The sequence below is a fragment of the Undibacterium sp. RuTC16W genome, assembly GCF_049339445.1.
In the GTDB taxonomy this organism is placed as follows: Bacteria; Pseudomonadota; Gammaproteobacteria; order Burkholderiales; family Burkholderiaceae_D; genus Undibacterium.
The window spans coordinates 131,636-158,633 of the sequence record NZ_JBMPPE010000001.1 but is presented as its reverse complement, the minus strand read 5'-3'; the positions used below and the strand labels follow the sequence as shown (position 1 = coordinate 158,633).

General features: G+C 47.8%; 22 protein-coding genes. 13 read left to right on the top strand and 9 right to left on the bottom strand.

What is annotated here, in order from left to right:
- Positions 1–57 precede the first annotated feature (57 nt).
- The gene (locus ACO0K4_RS00705; RefSeq protein WP_422954699.1) at positions 58–264 is read left to right on the top strand and encodes a hypothetical protein; all 207 of its coding nucleotides are present in this window, start codon (positions 58–60) and stop codon (positions 262–264) included.
- 107 nt (positions 265–371) lie between these two features.
- Entirely contained in the window at positions 372–920 is a 549-nt protein-coding gene (locus ACO0K4_RS00700; protein WP_422954698.1) for a 1-acyl-sn-glycerol-3-phosphate acyltransferase, read from the top strand.
- A 61-nt stretch (positions 921–981) separates the two neighbouring features.
- On the opposite strand, the gene lptM is transcribed toward ACO0K4_RS00700, so the two are convergent.
- A complete protein-coding gene (gene lptM / locus ACO0K4_RS00695) occupies positions 982–1,167 on the bottom strand; it encodes an LPS translocon maturation chaperone LptM (protein WP_422954697.1) in 186 nt (61 codons plus the stop codon).
- Positions 1,168–1,326: 159 nt separating this feature from the next.
- Here lptM and cyaY point away from each other — a divergent pair, with 159 nt between their 5' ends.
- Entirely contained in the window at positions 1,327–1,641 is a 315-nt protein-coding gene (cyaY, locus tag ACO0K4_RS00690) for an iron donor protein CyaY (protein ID WP_422954696.1), read from the top strand.
- A gap of 86 nt (positions 1,642–1,727) precedes the next feature.
- Here cyaY and ACO0K4_RS00685 read toward each other — a convergent pair whose 3' ends face one another.
- The gene (locus ACO0K4_RS00685) at positions 1,728–4,040 is read right to left on the bottom strand and encodes a penicillin-binding protein 1A (protein ID WP_422954695.1); all 2,313 of its coding nucleotides are present in this window, start codon (positions 4,038–4,040) and stop codon (positions 1,728–1,730) included.
- A 492-nt stretch (positions 4,041–4,532) separates the two neighbouring features.
- Between ACO0K4_RS00685 and ACO0K4_RS00680 the strand changes: the two genes are divergently transcribed.
- The 9 genes from ACO0K4_RS00680 to ACO0K4_RS00640 all read left to right on the top strand — a co-directional run bounded on the left by ACO0K4_RS00680 (position 4,533) and on the right by ACO0K4_RS00640 (position 15,365).
- Entirely contained in the window at positions 4,533–5,615 is a 1,083-nt protein-coding gene (locus ACO0K4_RS00680; protein WP_422954694.1) for a pilus assembly protein PilM, read from the top strand.
- Complete coding sequence (locus ACO0K4_RS00675; protein ID WP_422954693.1) at positions 5,615–6,235, top strand: PilN domain-containing protein; 621 nt, start codon at positions 5,615–5,617, stop codon at positions 6,233–6,235. Before ACO0K4_RS00680 ends, ACO0K4_RS00675 begins: the two co-directional genes overlap by 1 nt.
- Before the next feature lie 23 nt (positions 6,236–6,258).
- Entirely contained in the window at positions 6,259–6,906 is a 648-nt protein-coding gene (locus ACO0K4_RS00670) for a type 4a pilus biogenesis protein PilO (protein WP_422955407.1), read from the top strand.
- The gene (locus tag ACO0K4_RS00665; RefSeq protein ID WP_422954692.1) at positions 6,903–7,448 is read left to right on the top strand and encodes a pilus assembly protein PilP; all 546 of its coding nucleotides are present in this window, start codon (positions 6,903–6,905) and stop codon (positions 7,446–7,448) included. Before ACO0K4_RS00670 ends, ACO0K4_RS00665 begins: the two co-directional genes overlap by 4 nt.
- Positions 7,449–7,480: 32 nt before the next feature.
- Positions 7,481–9,595 (top strand): type IV pilus secretin PilQ, encoded by a 2,115-nt coding sequence (gene pilQ, locus ACO0K4_RS00660; RefSeq protein ID WP_422955406.1) that lies wholly within the window; start codon positions 7,481–7,483, stop codon positions 9,593–9,595.
- A gap of 28 nt (positions 9,596–9,623) precedes the next feature.
- Positions 9,624–11,756: a hypothetical protein gene (locus tag ACO0K4_RS00655; protein WP_422954691.1), complete on the top strand. Its 2,133-nt coding sequence runs from the start codon at positions 9,624–9,626 to the stop codon at positions 11,754–11,756.
- A gap of 29 nt (positions 11,757–11,785) precedes the next feature.
- Positions 11,786–13,390 carry a bifunctional shikimate kinase/3-dehydroquinate synthase AroKB gene (gene aroKB, locus ACO0K4_RS00650; RefSeq protein WP_422954690.1) on the top strand — a complete coding sequence of 535 codons (1,605 nt, stop codon included), beginning with the start codon at positions 11,786–11,788 and terminating at the stop codon, positions 13,388–13,390.
- A gap of 1 nt (position 13,391) precedes the next feature.
- Positions 13,392–14,546, top strand: coding sequence for a deoxyguanosinetriphosphate triphosphohydrolase (locus ACO0K4_RS00645; RefSeq protein ID WP_422955405.1), 1,155 nt, complete (start codon positions 13,392–13,394; stop codon positions 14,544–14,546).
- A 123-nt stretch (positions 14,547–14,669) separates the two neighbouring features.
- Positions 14,670–15,365: a DUF4197 domain-containing protein gene (locus tag ACO0K4_RS00640; RefSeq protein WP_422954689.1), complete on the top strand. Its 696-nt coding sequence runs from the start codon at positions 14,670–14,672 to the stop codon at positions 15,363–15,365.
- Positions 15,366–15,479: 114 nt separating this feature from the next.
- Here ACO0K4_RS00640 and ACO0K4_RS00635 read toward each other — a convergent pair whose 3' ends face one another.
- The 3 genes from ACO0K4_RS00635 to ACO0K4_RS00625 form a co-directional block, all read right to left on the bottom strand.
- On the bottom strand, positions 15,480–16,571 hold the full coding sequence (locus tag ACO0K4_RS00635) for an enoyl-CoA hydratase/isomerase family protein (protein WP_422954688.1): 1,092 nt from the start codon (positions 16,569–16,571) through the stop codon (positions 15,480–15,482).
- 100 nt (positions 16,572–16,671) lie between these two features.
- Complete coding sequence (locus ACO0K4_RS00630; protein ID WP_422954687.1) at positions 16,672–17,580, bottom strand: AEC family transporter; 909 nt, start codon at positions 17,578–17,580, stop codon at positions 16,672–16,674.
- A gap of 124 nt (positions 17,581–17,704) precedes the next feature.
- Entirely contained in the window at positions 17,705–18,184 is a 480-nt protein-coding gene (locus ACO0K4_RS00625; protein WP_422954686.1) for an Lrp/AsnC family transcriptional regulator, read from the bottom strand.
- 466 nt (positions 18,185–18,650) lie between these two features.
- Here ACO0K4_RS00625 and metC point away from each other — a divergent pair, with 466 nt between their 5' ends.
- On the top strand, positions 18,651–19,868 hold the full coding sequence (gene metC / locus ACO0K4_RS00620) for a cystathionine beta-lyase (RefSeq protein ID WP_422954685.1): 1,218 nt from the start codon (positions 18,651–18,653) through the stop codon (positions 19,866–19,868).
- 327 nt (positions 19,869–20,195) lie between these two features.
- On the opposite strand, the gene ACO0K4_RS00615 is transcribed toward metC, so the two are convergent.
- The 4 genes from ACO0K4_RS00615 to ACO0K4_RS00600 form a co-directional block, all read right to left on the bottom strand.
- A complete protein-coding gene (locus ACO0K4_RS00615) occupies positions 20,196–20,771 on the bottom strand; it encodes a putative 2OG-Fe(II) oxygenase (RefSeq protein ID WP_422954684.1) in 576 nt (191 codons plus the stop codon).
- A gap of 323 nt (positions 20,772–21,094) precedes the next feature.
- Positions 21,095–23,329, bottom strand: a complete 2,235-nt coding sequence (locus tag ACO0K4_RS00610) for a penicillin-binding protein 1A (protein ID WP_422954683.1) — start codon at positions 23,327–23,329, stop codon at positions 21,095–21,097.
- Between the two features lie 19 nt (positions 23,330–23,348).
- Positions 23,349–25,094, bottom strand: a complete 1,746-nt coding sequence (locus tag ACO0K4_RS00605; protein ID WP_422954682.1) for an ABC transporter ATP-binding protein — start codon at positions 25,092–25,094, stop codon at positions 23,349–23,351.
- Between the two features lie 19 nt (positions 25,095–25,113).
- Positions 25,114–26,865, bottom strand: coding sequence for an ABC transporter ATP-binding protein (locus tag ACO0K4_RS00600; protein WP_422954681.1), 1,752 nt, complete (start codon positions 26,863–26,865; stop codon positions 25,114–25,116).
- Between the last annotated feature and the right edge of the window lie 133 nt (positions 26,866–26,998).

Sequence of the window (26,998 nt, the reverse complement as noted above, 5' to 3'; positions counted from 1 at the left end):
CGTTAATGCCTGACGGCTGTGTCCAGGTCAGCGTTAGATTTGCTTACAGGTAGGTCAATGTTGCCGAGCAGTCGTAGAGCAGGTGAGTCCGCAGGCATGCCTGTGTTTGCCTGCGAAGCCGACATGATCCGTATTGAGTTCGATCTGCTGCTTGTCGAGACCTTGCATACCAGTGTCCTCGGTCACCAGAGGGTGGGCGGCGAAGGCTGTGTTGCTAAACAAACCTGGTATGAACAAAAACGACAGTTTGTTTTGCATCATTAATTTCTCCTTGGCATAATCGCCGCACACCAAACTGAAAAATTATGACAGCACATCTACTTACAACAAAAAATGTCGAGACAGGATTGCAGCGTTTTGCTGTAATAATAATGAAACTGATCGGTTGGCGGGTGTTGTATAAACCCTTGCCCGGACCGCGTGGCGTGATCGTCGTGTATCCGCATACATCAAACTGGGATTTCGTCGTCGGTGTCCTGGCCATGTGGGCGATTGGCATGCCTTTTCATTTCATCGCTAAATCCACGTTGTTTGGGGGCGTGACCGGCGCGACCATCGGTCGTCTGGTGCGCTATCTTGGCGGCGAGCCGGTTGAGCGCAAGGCATCAACCGGGGCTATCGCCCGCTTAGCCGAGCGCATCAACCGCGCTGATTGGTATTGGCTGGCTATCACGCCCGAGGGGACGCGCAGTCATCGCCCATATTGGCGTAGCGGTTTTTATCATATTGCGCTGGCCGCCAAGATCCCCGTGGGGTGTGCGTACTTCGATTTCGCTAAAAAAGAAATCGGCCTGATCGATTATTTGTCACTGACCGGAGATGTGCCCAACGATATGGTGGCGATACGAGCGGTCTTGCAAAATACGCAGGGGTGCCGGCCGGAATTGGCGTCACCTATCGTGTTGCGAGCAGATGATTAATGCGTATGAGGGGGAGTATAGGTATAAATATGCCTTGCGCCGCATGTTTTACGTAGGGCTTTTAAATATACTCATCCTCAGTATATTTTTTTCGCACTGCTGTTACCGGAGTTATCGCAGGCTCGACGTTAGCTGCAGCCGCTAATCCCGATTTATTCGGAATGTACAAAGGGCCTTTTTGGCCGCAGGCAGTGACTGCGAACAAGAATGCGGTGCTGATTAACAGTCGTGTGATTTTGATGGTCATACAAATTCCTGGTTGATGTGAGCGTTTGCAGGTTTTATGTTGACGTCTACTTGTCTCCATACACCTGCAAGCTGATTGTCCTTGCGTTCCGTGGTCCTTTGGCAGCCGATCCGGGATTACGGCTTACAATGGCGTTTTAAGTTTGCGCTGGAGTGTAGCATGACCGAAACCGAATTTTTGACCCTGGCGGACAACTGCCTGCGTCAGGTAGAGAGCATTTTTGAACAGGCGTTTGAAAATGACGAACTCGATGTTGAATGCAAACGAAGTGGCAATGTACTAGAAATAGAGTTCGTCAACAATGGCTCAAAAATCATTGTGAATAGTCAGGCGCCAATGCAAGAAATGTGGCTGGCAGCACGTTCTGGTGGCTTTCATTATCGCTACGACGGTCAGCACTGGCTCAATACGCGCGATGGTTCAGAATTTTTCAGCACTCTGTCCGCCGTAGCTAAAGTGCAGGGTGCGATGTAAGTCGCAGAGCTCACGCGATTTTCTCAACCGTCTTGATCGTGAGACCAGAGGCAAGGGTGAGAACTCTGCTGTATCTATTGCTGTGCCTATTCTTCGATGACTTTTGTTTCTGCTTCCAAGGACTGTATACCAGTCCCCGGGGGATTTTCAGCATAATAAAAGTCGCCATTTGCAGAGATAATACCGTTCGGTACCGGGCGCTCTTCGATAGGAATATCTTTGAGCGCTCTTTGCATATAGCCTATCCAGATCGGTAGTGCCAGCCCGCCGCCAGTTTCTTTATTCCCGAGATTTCTCGGCTGGTCAAAGCCGATCCAGGCAATTCCGACCAACTTGGCCTGATATCCCGCGAACCAGGCATCGAACGAATCATTGGTAGTACCGGTTTTGCCGGCGATATCGGGACGCTTCAGGGACAATGCTTTGGTCGCCGTGCCGAAGCGCACGACGTCTTTCATCATACTATCCATTAAAAATGCATTACGTTCGTCGATAACGCGATTAGCTTCATCGCCGGATTTATCGGGATTTGCCTGCGATAAGACCTTGCCGTTTGTATCGGTGATTTTTGAAATCAGATAAGGATTGATTTTGTACCCGCCATTGGCGAACACGGCATAGGCGCCAGCCATTTGCAAAGGCGTTACCGCACCTGCACCAAGAGCCAATGTCAGGTAGGGGGGATTTTTTTCGGGTAAGAAGCCAAAACGATTCGTGTATTCTTGCCCGTATTTCGCACCAACCTTATGCAGGATACGGATCGAGATCATGTTTTTGGATTTGGTTAAGCCCTTGCGCATGGTCATCGGACCTTCATATTTGCCATCGTAGTTCTTCGGCTCCCAGGCCTGACCACCGGTCTGACCCGCATCAAAACTGATTGGCGCGTCGTTAATGATGGTTGCCGGTGACAGTCCTTTTTCTAGTGACGACGAATAAATAAATGGTTTGAAGCTGGAACCTGGCTGGCGCCATGCCTGTGTTACGTGATTAAATTTATTGATGTTGTAGTCAAAGCCACCAACCAGCGCGCGAATAGCGCCGTCGGTCGTACTGGCTGCGACAAAGGCGGACTGCACTTCAGGGAGCTGGGTGATGTTCCAGTTTTTACCTTCTTGCGTGACACGTATCACCGCACCGCGCTGAATTTTTTTGTTTGCTGGTGCTGTTGCTGTCAGACCTGCTGCGGCAAATGCTAACCCTGGACCGGTAATTTGAATCTCCTCGCCGGATGCCAGCACGGCTTTCACCTGTTTAGGGTTAGCGTCAAGCACCATCGCAATCACCAGGTCATCGCTATCGGAATGTTGAGCGAGTTCTTTTTCAATCGCATCTTCAGCGGCCTCTTTGCTACTTGGTATTTCAATGATGGCCTCAGGGCCGCGATAACCGTGACGCTTTTCATAATCCATGACACCACGACGCAGCGCCAGATAGGCAGCATCCTGGTCCGCTTTGGTGATCGTGGTGTAGACGTTTAATCCACGGGTGTATGTTTCTTCCTTGAACTGCTCGTACACTAATTGGCGCGCCATCTCTGCCACGTATTCGGCGTGGATACCAAATTCGCTACTGTCGGTTTTCGTGTGAAACACCTCGGTTTTGGCTTGTTCATATTGCGCCTCGGTGATGTAGCCAAGTTGCTTCATCCTCTGCAAGATATATTGCTGGCGAACGGTGGCGCGTTTGGGATTGGCGACCGGGTTGTAGGCAGACGGTGCTTTTGGTAAGCCAGCCAGCATCGCAGCTTCGGCGACAGTAAGTTCTTTCAGGCTTTTGCCAAAATAGATTTGCGCCGCAGACGAAAACCCGTAAGCGCGCTGACCCAGGTAGATCTGGTTCATGTACACCTCAAGGATCTGATCTTTGGTCAGATTTTGTTCAATCTTCCAGGCCAGCAGGATTTCATAAATCTTGCGCTTAAAGGTTTGTTCACTGGACAAAAAGAAGTTGCGCGCTACCTGTTGCGTAATCGTTGATGCACCTTGTTTGGCGCCACCCGTCAGGTTATGCAGTGCTGCCCTGGTAATGCCCAGGTAGTCGACCCCGCCATGCTCGTAAAAACGATCATCTTCAATCGCCAGCACGGCTTTTTTCATGATTTCAGGGATTTCCTTGAAATGCACGACATTACGTCTTTCCTCGCCAAACTCGGCGATCAGCATATTGTCGGCTGAGAACACGCGCAAAGGCATTTTCGGACGATAGCTGGTGATCGAATCCAGTTCAGGTAAGTTTGGATAAGCCATAGTTAAGGCGAATCCGATCATCAGTAATCCGGCGACGAATAAACCCAGAATAATGCCGCCAGTTCCCAACAGTAACTTGACTGCCCAATGGCGGGTCTTTGTCGTCTCTTGTGGTTTTGGTGTATCTGGAGAAGTGGGCGTCGTTGGCATGGGCGAATTTTAGTGGTGTTTCGATTGATAATTTAGGCTGACATTATATCCTCTGACGGAAGTAGCCCAGCGAAAGCTGTAAAGTATGTAAATAAAAGCAACAATAATAAGTATTGCCACCGACTAGTTCCAGCCATTTAATTTTTGTGTAACCAAACGTTGCTAAATCTAAATCGGAGTGGGATTTTGATAAAATTTTGCTTTTTTGCAATTAAATAACAGAGATTTATATGGCTTTTAGCCGATTCTGCGCAGAGTTCTCATTTTTTGCGTGGGGAATTGGCAACGGATAATGTTGATGCTGCGTGGAAAATGCTTTACACAATGAAGCGCTTATTGCTAGGATTTCATGTAAGCTTGGATGATTGTCTCCTAAATAGCGGTTTTTAAAAGAAAATTTCTATTTGACGTGCGCAATATTTAGGCATTTTGTAGCAACAGCCGCAGGCTAAAAGTAATGCAAATAAAACAGTATATTTTGAGGGGATATCCTTGGCTTTAGATCTAGCATCATTGCTCGGTAGAAAAAATCCGCCTTTAATTGGGCTGGACATCAGCACGTCTGATGTCAAGCTTGTGGAGATTTCTGAGGGGAGCAATAAGGCGTTCAAGTTAGAACGTTATGGCTCCGAACTGCTGCCTAAAGGTGCTGTGGTAGACGGAAATATTGAAAATATCGAACAGGTTTCAGAGGCGATCCGTAAGGTAATTAAAAAAAGCGGAGTCAGTGCAAAAAATGTCGCATTAGCAATGCCTGCCTCTGCGGTGATCACGAAGAAAATTATCCTGGCTGGCAATCTGAGTGAGCAGGCTCTTGAGCTTCAGGTTGAGTCAGAAGCTAACCAATATATTCCGTTTGCAATGGATGAGGTTAGCCTGGACTTTTGCGTCATTGGTCCTGCGGCTAATAATGCCGAGGAAGATGTTGAGGTCATGCTGGCTGCTTCAAGAAAAGAAAAAATCGAGGACAGAGTTGCGGTTGCTGAAGCTTCTGGTTTGCAGGCGAAGGTCATGGATATTGAATCCTACGCTGCACGTGCATCCGTCTTGCGACTAATCGAGCAGCAACCAAATGCGGGCCAAGATCAGATTTATGCCTTGTTTCAAATTGGCGCCAAGGTCACCTACATCTCTATCTTGCTCAACGGAGAGGTGATTTACGAGCGCGATCAGCAATTTGGTGGCAATCAGTTAACGCAAGATATCGTGCGTAATTACGGTTTGGCTTTTGAAGAGGCGGAACTCAAGAAAAAACAAGGCGATTTACCCGATAGTTATGAGATGGAGTTGCTTGAACCGTTTCTGGAAAGTGCCGCACTTGAAGTCACCCGGGCAATTCAATTCTTTTTCACCTCCACTCCTTACACCAGAGTAGATCAGATCTTCCTGGCGGGTGGTTGTGCAGTGATCCCTGGGCTGGTCGATATGATTGCTGAGCGTACGAAAATATCCACCAGCGTTGTAAGTCCATTTAAGGGCATGGAATTATCATCAAATGTAAGCGAGAAGGCTCTGCGTACTGACGCCCCTTCTTACATGGTGGCTTGTGGTTTGGCAATGCGGAGATTCGGCTAATGATAAAAATTAACCTCCTTCCTCATCGCGAGGCTAAACGGAAGCAGCTTAAGAATGATTTTTATACACTGCTATTGTTTTCTGCGATAGTTGCTGCGCTAATTATTATTACAGTTGGAACCTTTTTTTCTATGAGGATTTCTCAGCAGTCTGACCGTAATAATTTTATAAAAGCAGAAAATTCTAAGCTAGACGAAAAAATTAAAGAGGTTGCAAGCCTCAAACAGGAAATCGACGGACTAAAAGCTCGCCAGCAAGCTGTTGAAGATCTTCAGGGAGATAGAAATCAGCCGGTATTTATGTTGGATGAATTGGTTAAATTAACCCCTGAGGGTGTATTTCTGAAGGCACTCAAACAAGATGGTCAGCGGATTGTGTTGAACGGTTACGCACAGTCGAATCAACGAGTCTCCGAGTTTTTGCGTAACCTCGGCAATAAATCGCCCTGGATGGATAAGCCTGAGTTGATTGAGATTAAATCTGCAGGACTTGGCCAAGGTCGGGATGCAAAGAAAGTATTTGATTTCACTGTTAACGTAGGGATCAAGCGTCCGCGTGAGAGGGACTCTGCCACTGCCTCTGGTGCTGCAGTCATAAATCCAGACGTCAAAAAGCCTTGATAGGAACCGAACAGGAAATAATGATGACAACTTTGAATGAACTTAGTGAGTCGGTTAGCGGGCAGTTCAGTAACTTAAACGGATTACATCCTGGGTTGTGGCCGCTCGCACCAAGACTTCTGGCGGCAGTATTGTTATTAATTGCACTCATTACATTGGGATGGTTTGCTTATTGGGACTCCCAACTGACGGATCTCGACATGGGGCAACAGGAGGAGCAAAAGCTAAAGGATTCATACAAACAAAAGATGCAGCAGGCCATTAGTTTGGATGCACTCAAAGAACAGCGCAAATTAGTTCTTCAATACGTCGCAGCAATGGAAAAGCAGTTGCCTAGTAAGGCGGAAATGGATGCACTGCTGTCAGATATAAACCAAGCTGCTACCGGTAGAGGTTTGACGTTTGATGGATTTAAACCCGGTCAGCCAACAGTCAAAGATTATTATGCCGAATTGCCAATAGATATTAAGTTAGTTGGTAGTTATCATGATATGGGGGAGTTTGTGAGTGATATTGCTAAATTGCCTCGAATTGTTACCTTAAATAATTTAGCCATTGCTACTAATAAAGACAATATTTTGGTGCTTGATGTGGTTGCAAAAACTTTTCGTTATCTTGATCCAGAAGAAGTTTCTACACAGGCTGCTTTAAAAAAAGGAGCTAAAAAATGACGAGCCCTTTTAGTACCATTTTTTTTATATTAATTGTTAGTACGGGCTTAGCTGGTTGTAGCGATAATGGTGTATCAGATGTTAAGGAATGGATGGGACAAATAAAGAAAGACACACGTGTCGTTATTTCTAAAGTCACTGAGCCAAAAATTTACATTCCGTTTGCGTACACCGGAAAAAATGATGTCGACCCGTTTAATCCGACAAAATTGTTGGTAGTGCTTGCAAGGCTAAAGGCTGAATCAAACAATGGTTTAAAACCAGATATGGAAAGGAGAAGGGAAGTTTTAGAGTCTTATCCATTAGACACGCTTCAGATGGTAGGCACTATAGAGAGACCAAATTTAAAATATGCCTTAATCCGTGTATCTGGTGAAAATAAAGTTGTTCAAGCAAAAATTGGTAATTATTTAGGGCAAAACTTCGGAATGATTACGAAAATTACCGACAACGAAATTGAAATTAAGGAAATCGTTCAAGACGCGGCTGGAGAGTGGACTGAACGTCAAGTGAAGTTAGATTTGCAGGAAGCAAAAAAATGAATGCCTTAATAAATGCAAGTAAAGGAAGCGCTATGCTTGTCAAACTAACTGCAATAAGTTTACTCACATTTTGTCAGCTAACTTTTGCGCAATCTAATAGTATCGAGTCGATCACCGTTAATCAGCAGGGTATCAATACTATTGTCAAAATTGGTTTGAAAAATCCAGTTATAAAACCTCCTATTGGATTTGCAATAACAAATCCTGCTCGTATTGCTTTAGACTTTTCAGACACCAGTAACGGTACAGGTAAGTCGTCTGTTGATGTCAATATGGGCGAATTGCGGAGCGTTAATCTCGTTGAGGTTAGTGGTCGCTCTCGACTAGTTTTTAATATGAATAAACCGCTTAATTATGCAACTGCAATAGAGGGTAATTCGATCATAGTTACCATTGATGGTTCGGGTGGAATAGCGACTGCCGTAAACTCGGTGGGATTGCCAGTGACAACGCTTAAAGCGATCGCATTAGTCAAACAGAATCTGCGCGATATTGATTTCCGTCGTGGAAATAATGGCGAAGGAAGAATTGTTGTTGATTTACCTAACAATCAGGTTGCTGTTGATGTTCGTCAGCAAGGCCAGAAAATTGTTGTTGATTTCATTAAAGTGGGGCTTCCTGAGATACTTAGGAAACGCTTAAACGTCGGAGACTATGGTTCTCCCGTACAAGCTATCACAACAGGTACACAGGGTGAGAATGTTCGTATGACAATTGAGCCTCAAGGCTTATGGGAACATAGTGCCTATCAAAGTGATACGCAGTTAGTCATTGAGGTGAAGCCAATTAAAGAGGACCCTAATAAGCTAACTCAAGGAACTCAGGGATATCGAGGGGAGAGACTTTCTTTTAATTTTCAAAACATTGAAGTTCGTGCCTTATTGCAAATTGTTGCTGAATTTAGTGGGTTGAATATTATCGCAAGTGATACGGTTACAGGTAGCTCAACTTTACGTTTAAAGGATGTTCCTTGGGATCAGGCCCTTGATATTATTATGCAATCTAAAGGGTTGGATATGCGTAAAAATGGATCAGTGATTTGGATTGCCCCAAAGGACGAATTATTGACTAAAGAGAAATTAGAGTTAGAACAAAAAGCACAAATAGCTGAATTAGAACCATTAAAAACCGAAGCATTTCAATTAAATTATCAAAAAGCGGAAGCCTTTAAGCTTGTGTTTGGTGTCGATGGAGCAAGTGCAAACAGGATCTTGTCTAAGCGTGGTAGTGCTGTGATTGAGCCAAGAACGAATCAATTATTTATTACCGATGTTGCGAGCAAACTGGAAGAGGTTCGGAAATTAATTCAAAAAACGGATATTGCCTCTAAGCAGGTGTTAATTGAGGCACGTATCGTTGAAGCCGATGATAAGTTTAGCAAAAATCTTGGTGCCAAATTAGGCTTCGCTGATATGAGAGGTTTGCGGGGTGGTGACACAGGCTATCAATTAAGCGGTAACCAACGGGTTGCGTTGACTGGTAATTATCTTGGTGTCGGTGAGCAAACAGGTCAAGCAAAAATAACTGATCAAAGTTATATTCCTAATACACAGTTTGTCAGCCTACCCGCTTCCGGTATTAATGGATTGAATCCAGGTAGTCTTGCCGTGAGTCTTTTTTCCTCTGCTGCGAATCGATTTTTGAATTTAGAGTTATCAGCGCTTGAGGCCGATGGCAAAGGGAAAATTATTTCTAGTCCCAGAGTTGTTACTGCTGATCAGCTAAAAGCGTCAATAGAGCAAGGCACAGAATTACCATATCAAGTTGCAACTAGTAGCGGAGCAACCTCCATTTTCTTTCGCAAAGCAAGTTTACGCTTGGAGGTTACTCCTCAGATTACACCGGATGGTAATGTTATTTTAGATGTCGATGTTCACAAGGACAGTGTTGGAGCCGAGACGCGCGCAGGTTTTGCCATTGATACGAAAGAGGTAAAAACTATGGTGCTCGTGGAAAACGGTGGAACAGTGGTGTTAGGTGGCATTTTTCAACAAAATGAGCGAGATAATGTAACAAAAATACCATTTTTTGGTGATATTCCATTGTTTGGAAATTTGTTTAAAACTACTGGGCGTACAAACGATAAAACTGAGCTTTTAGTTTTTATTACACCGAAAATCATTACGGAACGTTTAACGACAAAATAGTCACTTGAAACAAGTTTAGGAAAATTTTATGAATTTATTAGAAAAAAAACCTTCAATGACGAATTTTTTTCGTCTATATATTTCGTTGTTTTTAATTGCATTATTATTCGCTTGCGGTGGTGGTGGTGGTTCTTCTGGAACGTCTACGGCAGGTGGAGCTAGCAACAGTCCAAGCTTGTCTGTATCTTTAGTTGATGCTAATGGAGTAGCCATAACGAGTCTCTCAGGCGGCGACATTGGTACGTTAAAAGCAAAGTTTACTTCTGGATCCGGCTCTCCAATTGCGAATGCTGTAGTAACTTTTTCCGGTGATGTGTCATTAATTCAGTTGGTACCAATTTCTGGCACAGCTTTGACTGACGCAAATGGGATCGCAGTTCTAAATATTAAACCTGCTAGTTTTACGTTAGCAGGAGCCGTTGCAATTACAGCACAGGCAGTGAGTGGTACGTTGACTGCATCGACGACTTTTAACTTGGCTGTAGGGGCTGCACCTCTAACGGTTGGGACACTTTCTTTTTCTCCTGCTCCTACTGCTGCATTACCGGCTTTTAGTACAATTACAGTTAATTTCCCGGTCACAAGCAATGGAAAAGCCGTCACGAGTATTTCTGGCTTGAGCTTAACGTCACTTTGCGTCGGGGATGGAACCGCTTCTCTTGTACAGGGACCATCTACTTCGGTAGGTGTCTTTTCTGCAACTTATACAAATAAAGGATGCACAAGAGGAACTGATCAAATTACTGTAGCAATTGGAAATTCCTCTCAGTCGATTTCGCTTGCAGTAATCAGTGCAAACGTAGGTTCAATTCAGTTTGTCGGAACTGATAGCCCAGGATCAGCTATTGTTCTGAAAGGCACAGGAGGTACGGGTCGTAAGGAGTCAGCCGTTGTTACATTTAAAGTAGTTGATCAAACTAATGTAGGACTTGCTGGTGTTAATGTTAGTTTTTCTGCTACAACAACTACAGGTGGTTTGACAGTACTTCCTGCAAGCGCGACAACGGATTCTAATGGCAATGTGTCAACAACTGTATCTTCTGGAACCATCCCAACGCCAGTGAAAGTTATTGCTTCTGCCACGCGGAACGGGAATACGATAAGTGGCTTATCTGATTTTTTGACAATTTCTACTGGGTTGCCAATACAAAAATCAATGTCTTTGAGTGTTGATAAATTAAACATTGAAGGCTGGGACTATGATGGTGAAATTGCAAAAGTTACGGTTTTGTTAGCAGATCAGTACGGAAATCCTGTCTCTGATAATACCACTATCAATTTTGTGGCAGAAGGCGGCGCAATAGGCTCTTCTGGTCAAGGGGCATGCAACACTACAAACGGCGGCTGTACTGTTAACTTTAGAAGTCAGGCGTTTCGCCCGTTGAACGGACGTGTTACGATTTTAGCCTATACTCAAGGGATAGAGGATTTCATTGACTCTAATGGCGATGGGCAATATTCTTGTACAAATTTTAAAGACACTGATGGGAATGTCCCGAGTGTTTACCGCCCCTTAGTTGATATATGTATAAGTGGCGGCGAACCCTTTACGGATTTAGGGGATGCTTTCCTTGATACGGGTTCTTTAGCCGCGACTAGCGGCGTCAGTTCTTCCGGAACCTTGGACAATGTGTACACGCCCGCGAATGGTGATTTACCTTTTCCTTATAATCACACTACATATTCTGCGACTGGTGATGGCAAGTGGGGAATTAATTACATACGTAAATCGGCTGAAATTATTTTTAGCGGTTCGTTTGCACAGCTAATCAGGCAAGTTTGTACTAGTGGTACTTGTCGTGACTGGACTGCGGCTGATGGAAATGCTTCTATTATTACTGGGTTATATTCGGCTCATATTACCGCACCTGCTACTGCACCCGTGTCTGGAGTAGATTGTTTTGCCCAAAGCCTAAATTTTAGACTTACAGACTTAAATAACAACCCCTTGCCGGCCGACACTACAATTACCACGGGGGATTCTAATAAACTTTCTACGGGTACATATTTCCCTGATAAAGTGTTATCAACAAATTCTGTTGGCGGGACCTTTCATAGCGTAACAGTGAAGCCAGACGGCGCATGTGGATCAGGTTCGATTACCATTTCTGTAAAAACACCTAAAGGAAACGGGACAGCTTTTACATTTAATTCAAATTGAATTCTGGTAATATTTTTCTAGTAGGCCTAATGGGCTCCGGCAAAACGACAGTTGGCCGGGCCCTGGCAAAGAAGCTCAATAAGCAGTTCATTGATTCTGATCACGAAATCGAGGCGCGTACTGGCGTCTCGATTCCTGTGATTTTTGAAATTGAAGGTGAGGTTAGTTTCCGTCAGCGAGAAGCAGATGTGATTCGCGATCTTACTGCTCAAGACGGCATTGTGCTGGCCACTGGTGGTGGTGCAATTCTGAGCGAAGCTAGCCGGAAATATTTGCAAGAACGCGGTACGGTGATTTATCTGCGTGCTGGTATCAGCAGCATTTTACAGCGCACTCGTCATGATAAAAATCGGCCCTTGCTCAGAACTGCCGATCCGCGCAAAAAGCTCGAAGAACTGGAAGCACAGCGCGAGCCTCTCTATCATGAAGTCGCACATTTGGTCATTGAAACGGGCCGTCCTAACGTGCAGTTTCTGGTCCAATCTATTTTGGCGCAGCTTGAGCAGCGCGCTAATTCCTCGAATATTCCAGGCGTAACAATGCTTCAACAAAACCATCACACTCTGCACGTCGATTTGGGTGAACGTAGCTATCCAATTTCGATTGGTCAGTCACTTTTGTCGGACTCAACCGTTCTTGCATCCCACATCAAAGGCGAGCGTGTTGCGGTCGTGACTAACGATGTCGTTGCCCCCTTGTATCTGGCCCGGCTCGAAGAGTTGTTGCGTGCCGCTGGAAAGCAAATTCTCAGTATCATTTTGCCTGATGGAGAAGAGCATAAAACCTGGAATAGTCTGATGACAGTCTATGACGCGTTGTTAGAGGCAAAATGTGATCGTAAGACGACAATGATTGCCCTTGGCGGCGGAGTGATCGGTGATTTGACGGGTTTCGCGGCCTCGTCTTATATGCGTGGCGTACCTTTTATTCAGATTCCTACGACTTTATTGTCACAGGTCGACTCCTCAGTTGGTGGTAAGACTGGCATTAATCATCCTCTGGGTAAAAACATGATCGGTGCTTTTTACCAACCACAGGCCGTGATCGCTGATACCTCTACCTTGACTACTTTGCCTGACAAAGAATTATCGGCAGGCTTAGCAGAAGTCATCAAACACGGCGCAATTATTGACGCACCATTTTTTGCCTGGATAGAAGCGAATATGGATCGCCTGCGTGCTAAAGATCCTGAAAGTCTCGCTTATGCTATCTCCCGTTCTTGCGAGATCAAGGCAGATGTCGTGCGCCAGGATGAGCGCGAAGGTGGTTTGCGGGCTATTCTTAATTTCGGACATACCTTCGGACATGCGATTGAATCTGGCTTAGGTTATGGTAAATGGTTGCATGGTGAGGCGGTCGGTTGTGGCATGGTGATGGCGGCAGATTTGTCTTTCCGGCTTGGTCTGATCGATTATGTTAGCAAGGTCCGGATTACTAATTTGGTTGAGGCTGCAGGTTTACCAACAATTGCACCTGATCTGGGTGAGGCGCGTTGGCTGGAGTTGATGGAGGTCGATAAAAAGAATGAAGGCGGTCAAATTAAATTCATTCTGCTGAAGCCTCTGGGTGCTCCTCTTATTACCACAGCGCCGAAAGAGCGATTGCTTGAAACGCTGCGTGCCAGCATCCAATAATATGTTCTCCGACACGCATCTCGCCCCTTATGCCGCTCAATCTGCGACATCACGCGGGCGCAGTCATGCGGAGCCTGCTTCCAGTTCGCGCTCAGAATATCAGCGTGATCGTGATCGCATTATTCACTGCACCGCATTTCGTCGTCTCGAATATAAGACTCAGGTTTTTGTTAATCACGAGGGGGATTTATTCCGGACGCGCCTCACGCATAGCCTGGAAGTTGCTCAAATCGCCCGCTCGATTGCGCGTAATTTACGTTTAAACGAGGATTTGGTCGAAGCGATTTCACTGGCTCATGACCTTGGCCACACACCGTTCGGCCATGCCGGTCAAGACGCGCTAAATGCCTGTATGAAAGCATTCGGCGGATTCGAGCATAACCTGCAAAGCCTGAGGGTAGTTGATGCTCTGGAGGAGCGCTACGGTGCCTTTGACGGGTTAAATCTTTGTTTTGAAACGCGTGAAGGTATCCTCAAGCATTGTTCATTGACGAATGCACATAAGCTAGGTGATGTTGGTCAGCGATTCATTCAGAAGAAGCAAGCGAGTCTGGAAGCGCAGCTCACGAATCTCGCCGATGAAATCGCTTATAACAACCACGATATTGATGATGGTCTGCGTTCAGGCTTGCTGATTGAATCGCAATTAAGCGAACTCGATTTTTACGCGAAATTCCGTGCAGAAGTTGCTGCGACTTATCCTGGTATCAGTGGTCGCCGGGCAATTTCTGAAACCATACGACGCATGATCAACGCACTCATTGTTGATTTGATTGCGACCTCGGAACAACGCATCAAAGACTGCGCGCCACAATCATTGGATGATGTGCGTAACATGAATCCCATGATTGCATTTTCAGAGGCCATGCAAAAAGAGGCGACACTACTCAAACAGTTTTTGCATGCGAATTTATATCGTCATTACATGGTCAACCGCATGTCCAGCAAGGCGCGGCGGGTAGTGACGGATTTATTTAATGTCATGATGTACGAACCCATCTTGCTGCCAGATGACTATCAGATCAAAAAAACTGTTACTGACCAGGCTACACATGACACGCAGCAAGCGCGTAAAATTGCCGATTACATTGCGGGTATGACGGATCGATATGCGATGCTGGAGCATCGCCGCCTATTCTCTGTGGATGAAGTCTAGCTGACGCTTGCATCATACTGAGTAGTATCTTTATCTCGCAGTAATACTGAGCATCAATGGCGAGAGTAAGCCGATTCAATATTGCAATCCATTTTTATCATGTGTTCCGTTAAGGAGTGTTCTATGTTGCACGCATCTATTTTTCGCCGGACGACTGTCTGTACTTTGCTTTTGGCTTCTTCCGCTGTCTTTGCTTTTTCGCTTGATGATCTTAGTAATCAAGATGCCAGTGCAGGATTAAAAGCTGCACTGGATAAAGGTTCGGTTGCCGCAGTTGCCAAACTCGGTGTGGAGAACGGTTTTTTAAACAATGACAAAGTAAAAATCCAACTGCCGTCAGTGCTGGAAAAGGCACGTCCGATTTTGAAAATGTCCGGTCGTGGTCAGCAGCTGGATGAGCTCGTTGTGTCCATGAATCGCGCTGCAGAGCAAGCAGTGCCAATGGCAAAACCACTCTTGGTAAACGCCGTTAAATCCATGACGGTCACCGATGCAAAAAATATCCTGACCGGCGGTGACACCTCGGTAACGGATTTCTTCAAACAAAAAACCTCAGCACCGTTAAGTAGTAAATTTTTACCTCTTGTCAAAGGGGTAACGGATAAAGCAGGCTTGTCTGCTAAGTACAATTCTGTCATGGGGCAAGCGCAGAAATTTGGTGTGGTTTCCGAACAAGAGGCAACCGTTGAAGGTTATGTTACGCAGCGTGCTTTAGACGGATTGTATTTAATGATTGCAGAAGAAGAAAAAGCGATCAGGCAAGATCCTATCGGAGCCGGCAGCAAAATCATTGGCAAGGTATTTGGTTTGCTAAAGTAAGTCGCAATCAGATAATCGCTTCGTCATATCGATGAAAAAAAGCGCTGAAGAATTTTTTCTTCAGCGCTTTTTTCTATTGCTCCATGAGAATTGACAAGACTCAGACGAAATCAACTAATCCAGATGTCGCAGAGGATGCGCGTAATCTGGCCATGCATCGACAAAAAACGACGCTACCATTTCTGCCGTCACATCCGCCAAGCTAGCTGGTTGCCACTGAGGGGCGTTGTCCTTATCAACGACTAGCGCCCGTACGCCCTCTAATACTTCACCATGCTTAAAGCAATGCCGCACTATGGTGCGTTCCATGCGCAGGCAATCGGCAACGGACATTGTGATCCCGCGGCGTAATTGCTCCAGAGTGACACTCATCAATAACGGAGAACGCTTTTGCATGACGTTCGCTGCTTGTTGTGCGAATGGATGCGGATCATGCATCAAAGAAGCGACAATCGCTTTTGCATCATCACCAGAAAAATGCTGATCAATAATGGCGCGATGCTGTGCAAGCTGGCTCTGCTCCGCGCTGACCTGACCGGTAAAAGTATCGGCAAATTCAGTAATGCTTAAGCGTATATCATCGCTCGCTGTAGTCGCCAGCATCTCCATCAAGGCAGGCAATTCAGTGGTCGGGATATACACGTCTGCCAGTCCTGCGTATAGCGCATCGGCGGCATTGATCACCTCACCCGTCAGTCCTAAATAGGTACCGATTTGCCCCGGTGCCCGCGATAAAAAATAACCGCCACCGACATCAGGAAATAGTCCGATATTCACTTCCGGCATCGCCATCTTGGTACGCTCTGTCACAATACGCAAGCGACAATCTTCACCAGCTTGCGCAATGCCCATGCCACCGCCCATCACAACGCCATTCATCAAAGCGATATAAGGCTTAGGGTAAAAATGAATCAGATGATTGAGTGCGTATTCCTCGGTGAAAAAATCTTCCAGCAATGCGCTGTCACCTTTGGGCGTCGCCGTGCCGACATCATAGAAAAAGCGAATATCACCACCTGCACAAAAGGCCTTCTCTGCACTGCTATGAATAAATACTGCATGGATCCCGGCATTGTCGCGCCACCCAAGCAAGGTCGCCGTAATAGCGCGAACCATCGCCAGGGATAGCGAGTTCAGCGCCTTTGGACGATCCAAAGTAATAAAGCCGATGTGGTTACGGACGGAGGTCTGGACGTAGTCGCTCATGATGACAGTCAAAAAATAAGAAGAAAGAATTTTAACTAAATTAACAGCGCAGTTGCAGAGCTTTTAACCGGCAAAAAAATAAAAAAACCTACATAATTGCTTATCGCAACCCCAACCACAAACCAGCAGGTACAAACAACAATGCCGCCAGATTGCCGAGTAAGACGATGGACGCTACCTTATCTGGCTCTTGCTGATACTGCTCTGCCACCATAAAACAAAAAACGGCGGGTGGCAGGGCGGCAAACAAATACATCTGGCCACGTTGAGCGGAGTTGAGAGGCAGGATTGGATCGAGTAACAGTGCAACCAGCAAACCTGCCACAGGGCATATCAGCGCGCCCACGACACCGATACGCCAGCTAGAGAAACTGATGTCCATCATACGCACACCCAAGGCAAATAACATGATGGGAATACAGGCGTCACCCATCATTTTCATGGCGATGAATAAATAGTCTGGTAAATGAAGATGCAGCAGTGCGAACACCATGCCCACCATCATGGACAGCATCATCGGGCTGAACAAAAATTTCAATGATGAACCCTGATGATCGGGGTGGCCGCGTTGAATGATTTTGATCCCGACCGTGAAGTACACGAGATTGCATGCCATAAATAAGGCGACGGCCGCAGACAGTCCATTCGCGCCAAACGCCAGTGCTGCCAGAGGCAGGCCCATATTGCCGCAATTGTTATACATCATCGGTGGCACAAAGGTGCGCACGTCGTAACCAAGCAGGCGCGCCAGAGGCCATGACAACAGACCGGAACCCAGGGCAATCAAGACGCCCGCCAGTATCAGCCAGGCATTGTGTGCGACATCAAAGTCTTTGCCAGCCAGTGCGGTAAATACCAGTAGCGGGCACAGGACATCCATGCTGACCCGGTTGACCGCCACCATATCATCTTTAACGCCAGCTCCTTTGTAGCGCGCATAGGCATAGCCGAGGCCGATCACGATAAACACCGGCAAAATAATCGAGACGATTCTTTCCAGTAATTCCATTCAGACTTTCTGCATCACAGAGACATACTCCCCATTTTTAATACAAAATTAACCTTATTCCGAAATATTCCATTAGGGATTGAAAAAATACTCTATGGGAGTATGTTAGTTAATTAGATTTATTTCAGGATTTACTTGTTTTCAGTACCGCATAATCCAGTGGCAGCGCCGTGGTACTTTTAATGACTTCCATCACAAAGCTGGAACTCACATCCTGTAAATCAGCGACTTTGACCAGCTTTTTATACGCGATATCAAAACCCGCCATGTCTGGCACATGCATTTTAAGCAGGTAATCAATGTCGCCACTCATGCGAAAAATTTCTACAATCTCCGGTATGTCACGCACGCCACTGACGAACCGCTGCATCCAGGCTTCGTTGTGTTGCGCTGCTTTGACCGCCACCATCACAGTCAGGCCCAGATTGAGTTTGCGCGGATCACACAACACCACTTGCTGCTGAATTACACCATCATCCTGCAGTCTTTGCACCCGCCGCCAGCAAGGGGTGACGGACAAATGCACCGCCTGCGCCAGATCCGCCAGAGCAATAGAGGCATCTTTCTGCAAAATATGAAGAATTTCGATATCTTTTTTATCCATATATTTAATTTTATAGAAAAATTTTCTCAAATACATGAAATTTAGCTGAAAGTTTGGTAAAAAATTTCATCCCAGCATTGTTAGGATTTGCCTGTGCCTGATTTAAAACACGACAACGCACTGCCCCAGCTCCCGGTATCGCGAATTCGTTGTAAGAACCACCGTATGCAGAGCAACGAGGACTTACGCAAAAACCAAGACCTCTCACCGCAGAGAGACGGAGAAAAGGCCGGAGCAAGCGGTCATGAACTACCGATTAAAGAGTTTTTAGAAATTCATCAAACGAATCCGCAAGCTGAGTGCGCCTGTTGGCACGAAATGCCTCTGAAAGCCGCATCCAGCCAGCGGGTTCAATGTGAATTGTGAGTAATAGCTCTCTGTTTTGTGTAAGTCCTGGCAACGACAGTAATTCAAGTAATTCAAGTAATCAAAACAATCTGCAATCTGAACCGATCCGAGAACAACCATGACACATTCCACATCGCACTGGCAGACGGCTACCAAACTCACTCATGCAGGTCGCAAAGGCAAAGCCCATCATGGCCCGGTCAATCCGCCGGTAATCCGTGCGTCGACCATGCTGTTCCCGAATGTCGCCGGACTGAAGGAAGCGACCGGCACGCGTGCGATTTACGGTCGTCATGGTAACGAGACCACTTATGCGCTGGAGCAGGCGCTGTGCGCCGCTGAGGGCGCTGCTGCATGCCTGCTGACACCGTCGGGACTCTCCGCCATCACCACCACATTGCTGGCTTTACTCAAGCCCGGTGATCACTTGCTGATGGTCGATACTACCTACGATCCCACGCGTTTGTTTTGCGATGGACTGCTGAAGCAAATGGGTATCAGCACCACGTATTACGATCCGTCGATCGGCCGTGGAATCGCCAGCCTGATGCAGTTAAATACCAAGCTGATTTTTGTCGAATCTCCTGGCTCACTGACGTTTGAAATTCAGGACATTCCGGCGATTGCGGCGGTCGCTCATGCACGCGGCGCTATCGTGGTCTCCGACAGTACCTGGGCAACGCCGATAGGCTGGTCGTCGTTTGAATTGGGGATTGATGTCTCGATTCATGCAGCCACTAAGTACATCGTCGGCCATTCCGATGCCTTGATGGGCGTGATCCTGACCACTGCCGAGTTGCAGGGCCGCTTACGTGATGCCTACAAGCAGCTTGGTTTGTCGATCGGTGTCGATGATGCTGCCTTAGCCTTACGCGGCTTGCGCAGTATGGCCGCACGCCTGGCCGTGCATCGTGTCAGTGCCATGCAGATCGCCCAATGGTTGCAAGTGCAACCCGAGATCGCCGAAGTTCTGTACCCGCCGATGCCCGGTGCCGCAGGGCATGCATTATGGAAACGTGATTTTCACCCTGACTACGCCTGCGGCCTGATGGGAGCTATATTCCATGCGGACATCACAGAACAACAAGTCGCCGCCTTGATCGACAGAACGGAATTGTTTGGTATCGGCTTTAGCTGGGGTGGCTACGAGAGCCTAATCCTGCCGACCAAGCCATCGAATTGCCGCAGCGTCAATGCCTCCAAATGGCAGGCACCAATGATACGGCTGCATATCGGGCTAGAGTCGGTACAGGATTTGCAACGCGATCTGCAGCAAGGTTTTGATGCATTGAGAATGCTGACTAGCGTAGATACGACAGAAGCAATCGCCGCTTAATCTGGTTCAGTTTTTCTCAAAAATGGTCTGGTTGCTTCGCTTAGTGCAATCTCAAACGAGGACAAAACGTGGAAGAAAGAAACGACATCTTGCCTTGGCTCAATTGTCTGTTGTTTGTATCTGTTTTGTCGGAACTTTGTCTTTGTCGAACTTATAGAGCCTTAACTAGTCTTACTATACATACGCATTCCTGAATTCTACTCTCTCCAAAAAGTAGAACTTTTACCCGCTGAGATCTGGCGGGTTTTTTTTATGTTGCAGATAAGTGAGGCGGGGTGGTAGTTGTAATGGATTTCAACGTATTGCCACGCGTCGCCAGTCGAACACCTACTTAGTCAGCAAATAATTAAAACTAAACGATACCCTGTCGTTGTCCGTCATATTCGCGCTCACCCGGTGAAACACATCTGAGCGGAACAGGACCAGCTTACCGATCGCCGGTTCAATCACATAATTACCAAACAATTTGTAATGCATGTCCGTCGGGAAAATCGCGAGATCGCCGTCGTGTTGATTGGTGTTGAAATAATAGGCGCCACTGATGGGCAGGCCTTCGACGTTACGCTCGTGATTATGACGTTCCTGAAAGCCAAATTTCTTCGTGATATTGATCCAGCTCTGTGTGTACGTATGATCAAACTGGAAGGCTTGATCCTTGCGGGTTTTGCTGACGAATTCGAGAATATTATCTTCAATAAATTTTCTGAGTGTGTGCAGACGGGCGTGGGCGAAGAGGTTTTTTTCTTTATTAAATGAGGTCAGTACATTGTCTCCCCAGGACTGGCTAAGCAGACTTTCCATGAGCGTTCTTTGCTGCAAGACTTCTGCGTTGATTGCATTAATGGTCGCGTCATCTGCTTGCGAGATACCAACCAGCGTAGGGAATAAGACTTCAATGTCCATCACATCTCCTGTAATTTTATAAATATTGTCGCTGCATGAAAAACATCTCATGGTAGATGAAACATTTACATTTGTATCGCTTCGCATTGTTGCAGCAGGCTGCATGGCGATACCTGACATGCCTGGAGGAGGGCAGTGTATTTCAGACGGAGCGCGGAAATAATGGGTAATGACTGACAATGATGTCACGATCTACCGCTGTCATATCGCCGTAATATCTCAGAAATATACTGGCACCAATCCTGAAATACTCTCCAAAGGTAGGATTTTTGCCCGCTCCTGTAGCGGGCTTTTTTTGTCCTGCAAATTTTTGTGACGGTATTTTATTGCGGTGGTGTTACCGGCAGATCAATGTCCAGCGTTTTGATGCCGGCACCATTCAGAAATTCGTTATATACCCAGTCGCCTTCTGCATTGCTGACATTTTCCGGTACTGCCCGCTGGGTTTCTGGTTTGCCGGACAATGCCTGACGCATGTAATCGATCCAGATCGGTAGCGATAAGGTCGCGCCGAATTCTCTGCCGCCCAGTGACTTGGGATCGTCATAACCCATCCATGCTACAGCGACGACATCACCGGCATAACCGGCGAACCAGCCATCGACAGCATCGCTGGTTGTACCGGTCTTGCCCGCCAGATCACGACGGCCAAGGCGTTGTGTTGCTGCCGCGCCTGTACCGGTTCTGACGACTTCTCTGAGCATGCTGTCAATGACAAAAGCATTACGGCTGTCGAGTACACGAGACTCTTCCTGTGCGATCGCAGGGGCTTTATTATCGGTCAGGATTTTGCCGCGTGCATCAGTAACTTTCTGGATCAGCCAGGGTTTGATCTGATAGCCGCCATTCGCGAATACGCCGTAGGCTGCTGCAAGCTGTATCGGTGTGACAGAGCCGGTCCCCAATGCCATTGTCAGGTTCTGCGGTTGCTTGTTGATGTCAAAGCCAAAGCGGGGCAAAAAGTCACGTGCATATCCTGCACCTATGGCTTTCAGCAATCGCACTGATACGACGTTCTTTGATTGTGCCAGCGCTGTGCGCAGTGTGATCGGACCGTCATATTTGCCGTCATCATTACGTGGATCCCATTTGAGTTCTTCGGTACTGGTTTCCGATAATTGCACATCGTTCGCAATAGTCGCCGGTGAATAAGCTTTTTCTAAAGCGGCAGAATAAATGAATGGTTTAATGGAGGAGCCGGGCTGACGCCATGCACTGGTCACATGATTGAATTGCTTGCGATTGAAATCAAAGCCGCCGACCATGGCGCGGTAGGATCCGTCTTGCGCATTCAGCGCGACAAAGGCCGCATCGACCTCCGGCAATTGCGTGATAGTCCAGCGCTTTTTTGCATCCAGCATGACGCGTATCAGCGCACCGGGACGGATTTTTAAATCACGGTTCGCATTCGCTTGCAGTGCTTTATCGGCAAAGCGCAAGGTCTCCCCGCTGAGGGTGATGGTGTCGCCGGAAGCCATTTCTGCTTTGACTAATTTGGGACTCGCTTCGATGACCACAGCGGAGAGTAATTTATCATTGCCCGGATGCTTTAACATCAATGCATCAATCGCGTCGTCCCGCTCATCTTCATCAGATGGCAATTCGATAAATGCCTCTGGACCACGATAGCCGTGGCGCTGATCGTAGGCCATCACATTGCGGCGCAGGGATTCGTAAGCGGCATCCTGTTCGGCTTTATAAATCGTGGTGTAAACCTTGAGACCGCTGGTGTAGGCGGTGTCCTTATATTCGGCAACGATTTGCTGACGCACGATTTCTGCGACATAGTCTGCATGCGCATCAAACTGCTGATGGCTACTGATATGCAGTTCTTCTTTGCTCGCCTGATCAAACTGCGCCTGCGTAATATAGCCATCGTCTTGCATCGCTTTTAAGACCAGCAATTGACGTTGTTTAGCCCGTTGCGGATTCACTGCAGGATTATGGCGCGTCGGATTTTGCGGCAAACCTGCCAGCATCGCGGCCTCTGCGATAGAGATGTCTTTGAGCGATTTTCCGAAATAGGTATTAGCTGCACTGGCGAAGCCGTGCGTTCTCTGGCCAAGATAAATTTGATTGATGTACAGCTCAAGGATCTGGTCTTTTGACAAGGCTGCTTCAATCCGGTAGGCCAGTACAATTTCCTTGAACTTGCGCATGACAGTTTTTTCTTGTGTCAGCAAAATATTGCGCGTAATTTGCATTGTGATCGTCGAGCCGCCCTGATGGAAGCCGCCGCGTAAATCTGCCAGCACTGCGCGTAAGGCACTCCGAAAATCAATGCCGCTATGCTCATAAAAACGTTTGTCTTCGATAGCCAGTAAGGCGTTTTTCATCACTAAAGGCACATCTTTGATCGCAATAAAATCACGGTGCTCATCGCCAAATTCACCGATCAGCGCATTGTCTGCGGTATAAATACGGAGCGGAATTTTTGGCTGGTAATCAGTGACCGCATCGAGCGAAGGCAGATTGGGCAAGATGCCGAAAAATATATAAATCAGAGCGCCAAGAAAACAGGCGGTCAGGATGGCGATACCGCCAACGATCATTTTCATCAAAGCACTCATATCGTTCTTACTCTTCTAAGGTTTGCAGCAAATATAGTTTTTGATAAATCCCGAGTTCCAGCGCCATCAGTTGCTGATGCGTACCTTGCTCGGCGATGTTCCCATGATTCAGCACGACGATCTGATCCGCATCGCGGATGGTCGAGAGCCTGTGGGCAATCGCAACGATCGTTACGCTGCCGCGTAATTCGGTCAGGGCTGTTTGTACGATTTGCTCAGTCTCGCTATCGATATGTGAGGTGGCTTCATCGAGAAACAAGATACGCGGCTTGCCTGCCAGCGCACGGGCAATCGCGATCAGTTGTTTTTGTCCGGTGGACAGGCGTGCACCGCCTTCACCCAGAGGCGTGTCATAGCCTTGTTCGAGTTGCAGAATAAAGTCATGCGCCCGTGCCGCCCTGGCAGCGGCAATGATGTCGGCATCGCTGATGTCGCGCCCCATGGCGATGTTTTCTCTCGCATTCGCGGCAAGCAGGAACGGCTCTTGCGGAACCAGCCCGACACTGGCGCGGAAGTGCGCATCACTAAAACTGGTAATGTCCTGATCATCAATCGCAATGCGACCCGACTGCGCGATATAGAAGCGCAGCAGCAAACTCAGTAAGGTAGATTTACCGCTGCCAGTATGGCCGACGATACCAAAAAAACTTCCTGCCGGGATATGCAGATCAATGCCGTGCAACACCGGATGCGCAGGATCGTAACCAAAGCGCAGATATTGCAGACGCAGATCGCCTCTGCCTATGTGTGCATCGCTGACGACCGCTTGGCTCGTCGGCTCGCGCAGCAGGGTATTCACCCGTGCTGCAGAAACCACGGCCTGCTGTATCTGTCCGAATTGCAAAGTAATCTGGATCAGCGGATCAACCACGCGTGCGATATAGCTGACGAACGCATACAGAATACCGATTTCCACACCCGAAAAATCACGCTGACTGAAGCAAAAAATCACAACGACCAGTAACAAAGAATTCAGCAAATCCAGTGCCGGACGCAGCAGCCAGGCATTGGCGCGCAATTCATCTAGCCGCGCATGATAGTGCTGCTGATTCGTCGCATCAAAACGGGCGCCGAAACGTCGCTCGGCATTGCTTGCCTGTAGTGCGCTCATCCCATTGATGCTCTCGGCAACCTGCGCATTGATCTCACTGCGTAATTGACGGGCACGACTGACCGCCGGGGCACTCCAGCGCTGATAAAACCAGACGATAATCACGACCGCCGGGATCAGCATCAGCACGATCAGCATCAGCCGCCAGTCCAGCCACGCCATCGCTGCCAGTGCGCCGATCACGACAATGGAAGAATCCAGCATGACGAACAATACCTGGACGTACAGATTTTTTACCGACTCCGTATCGTTGGTAACACGGCTCACGAGTTGACCGGTAATTGCTTTGTCAAAGAACGCCATCGGCAAGCGCAATACATGACCGTACACTTGTTCGCGCAAGCGACGCACCGAGCGCATCGCCACACCGGCTAGTCGTGACAGTTGCAGATAACGCAGCCAGGTCGCCCACCAGCCGGTCGCGACGTAGGTTATTAACAAACCGGCGACGACGGCCACATCCATTTGACGAGGCAGCAGATAGCGGTCAATAAATGCTTTGCCCAATAGCGGCCCCAGCGCTTCCAGTCCTGCTGCGATGAATAAATAAAAAATCCCTAATGCTACATGGCGGCGTTCCGGTTGCGCTGCTTGCATCAACAGATGCACCGCGAGTTTTTTTTCTGACTTACTTTCTGTCATGGGGAGTTTCTGTGTCAACTCAGGCTGCATCAAGACTCGCCTCCAGTTGCTGATAGCGCCATTGCGAGGCGTACCATCCTGCGTGCACCAATAACTCGTTATGAGTACCCTGTTCGATAATACGGCCTTCACGCAACACGATAATATGATCGGCGTCGGCCACGGCACTCAGTCTGTGACTCACGATAATGGCACTGCGTTCTTTGCTCTGCTGTCGTAGCTCGTACAGGTGCTGCAAGATACGTGTTTCGGTATCCGTATCAACCGCGGACAAGGCATCATCAAGGAGTAACAAGGGACTGTCTGTCAGCAAGGCACGGGCAATCGCGACTCGCTGACGCTGGCCGCCAGACAAGGTCACGCCGCGCTCACCGACCGGCGTATCGTAGCCTTGCGGAAAACGTTGTATGTCATCGTGTACCGCGGCCAGCGTGGCAGCATGCATAATCTGTTCACGTGTCGCATCAGGGTTGCCGAGTGCGATATTGCTGGCAATGGAGGCGGAGAATAAAAACGGTTCTTGCGCGACCCAATTGATTGCCGAACGCAGGCTGTGTAAGCGGTAGTCTGAGATCTGCTCCTTGCCCCATTGCAAGCTTCCCTGCGTCGTATCATACTGACGTAGCAGAAGCCGGATGATGGTTGATTTGCCCGATCCGGTATGTCCGACAATGCCCAGAGTTTTTCCTTCATTTAAGGTAAATGACACCTGATCCAGAGCGACTGCCTGCTGCCCCGGATACGAGAAGCTGATTGCATTAAATCCTAAGCTGCCATGCGGTAATGCGCTTATCTGACCATGATCCTGAATACTAAGTTCCTGCGCTAATACCGGTTGCAGTCGATTCCATGCGGCTTTGCCACGCTCCAGCAGCGACAATACCCAGCCCGCAGCAAACATCGGCCAGATCAGTTGTCCAAGATACATTGTGAAACTGGTCAGGGTGCCAATCGTCATGTCGTTATGCCACACCAGATAGCCACCCATGCAGAGTGTCAATGCACCTGCCGAGGTCAGGGCAATGCCGACCGCGGGCTCATATGCGGCTTCCCAGCGCTGTGCACTCAGGCTGGCATCGGCAGCGTGTTCCGCCAGTTCCGCAAATTGTGCTGCGCTGCGCTGCTCCAGACCTAGCGCACGCAAGGTTCTCACACCTGCCAGGGTCTCTTGCACCTGATCGTTCAGTTTGCTGAAACGATCCAGCGAATCACGCGAGGCATCATGCACATGATGGGTAATCGTTTTAAATGCCCATGCCATAAACGGAAAAGGCAATAAGGCGACGAGCGCCAGCCGCCAGTCCACACCCAGCAGCATCATGCCGATGACCAGGGCAAAGGTCATGCTGCCATCAAAACCAGCCAGCATCGCCTCGCCCGATGCGAGTTCAATCGCATCCGCATCATTGGTGCCTAACGCCATCAGATCGCCGGTACGTTGCTGCTGAAAAAAAGGAGCGCCTTGCAGGCTGAGACGCTGATACAGACGGGTACGCAGTTGCACCCCGAGTTGAAAAGAGGCAGTGAATAATTGTATGCGCCAGCCAACCCGCAAAAAATAAATCGCCACCCCCATCAGCACTAACTCACCTAACTGTATCGCCAGGCCGCGCGTATCCAGATTGTGCGCCACCATCGCATCAATGACTGCACCGACCTTGCGCGGAATCAGCACGGTTAAAACCGCAACGGAGAACAGCATCGCGGCGGCGGCAAGATAGTGACGTTTGTGGTCGCGGATAAATTGGGCAAGCAGTTGGTACAAACTCATGTTGGCGTCTTATGACTTGGTTATTGCTAGGTGTCAGGTGGATTGGCGGTGTTGTGATCGCGTGGCATTGCACACGATCCTCAGGATCCGCCGTGATCAGAGCCAGTGATGATACAGCATTTGATTTGGCGGG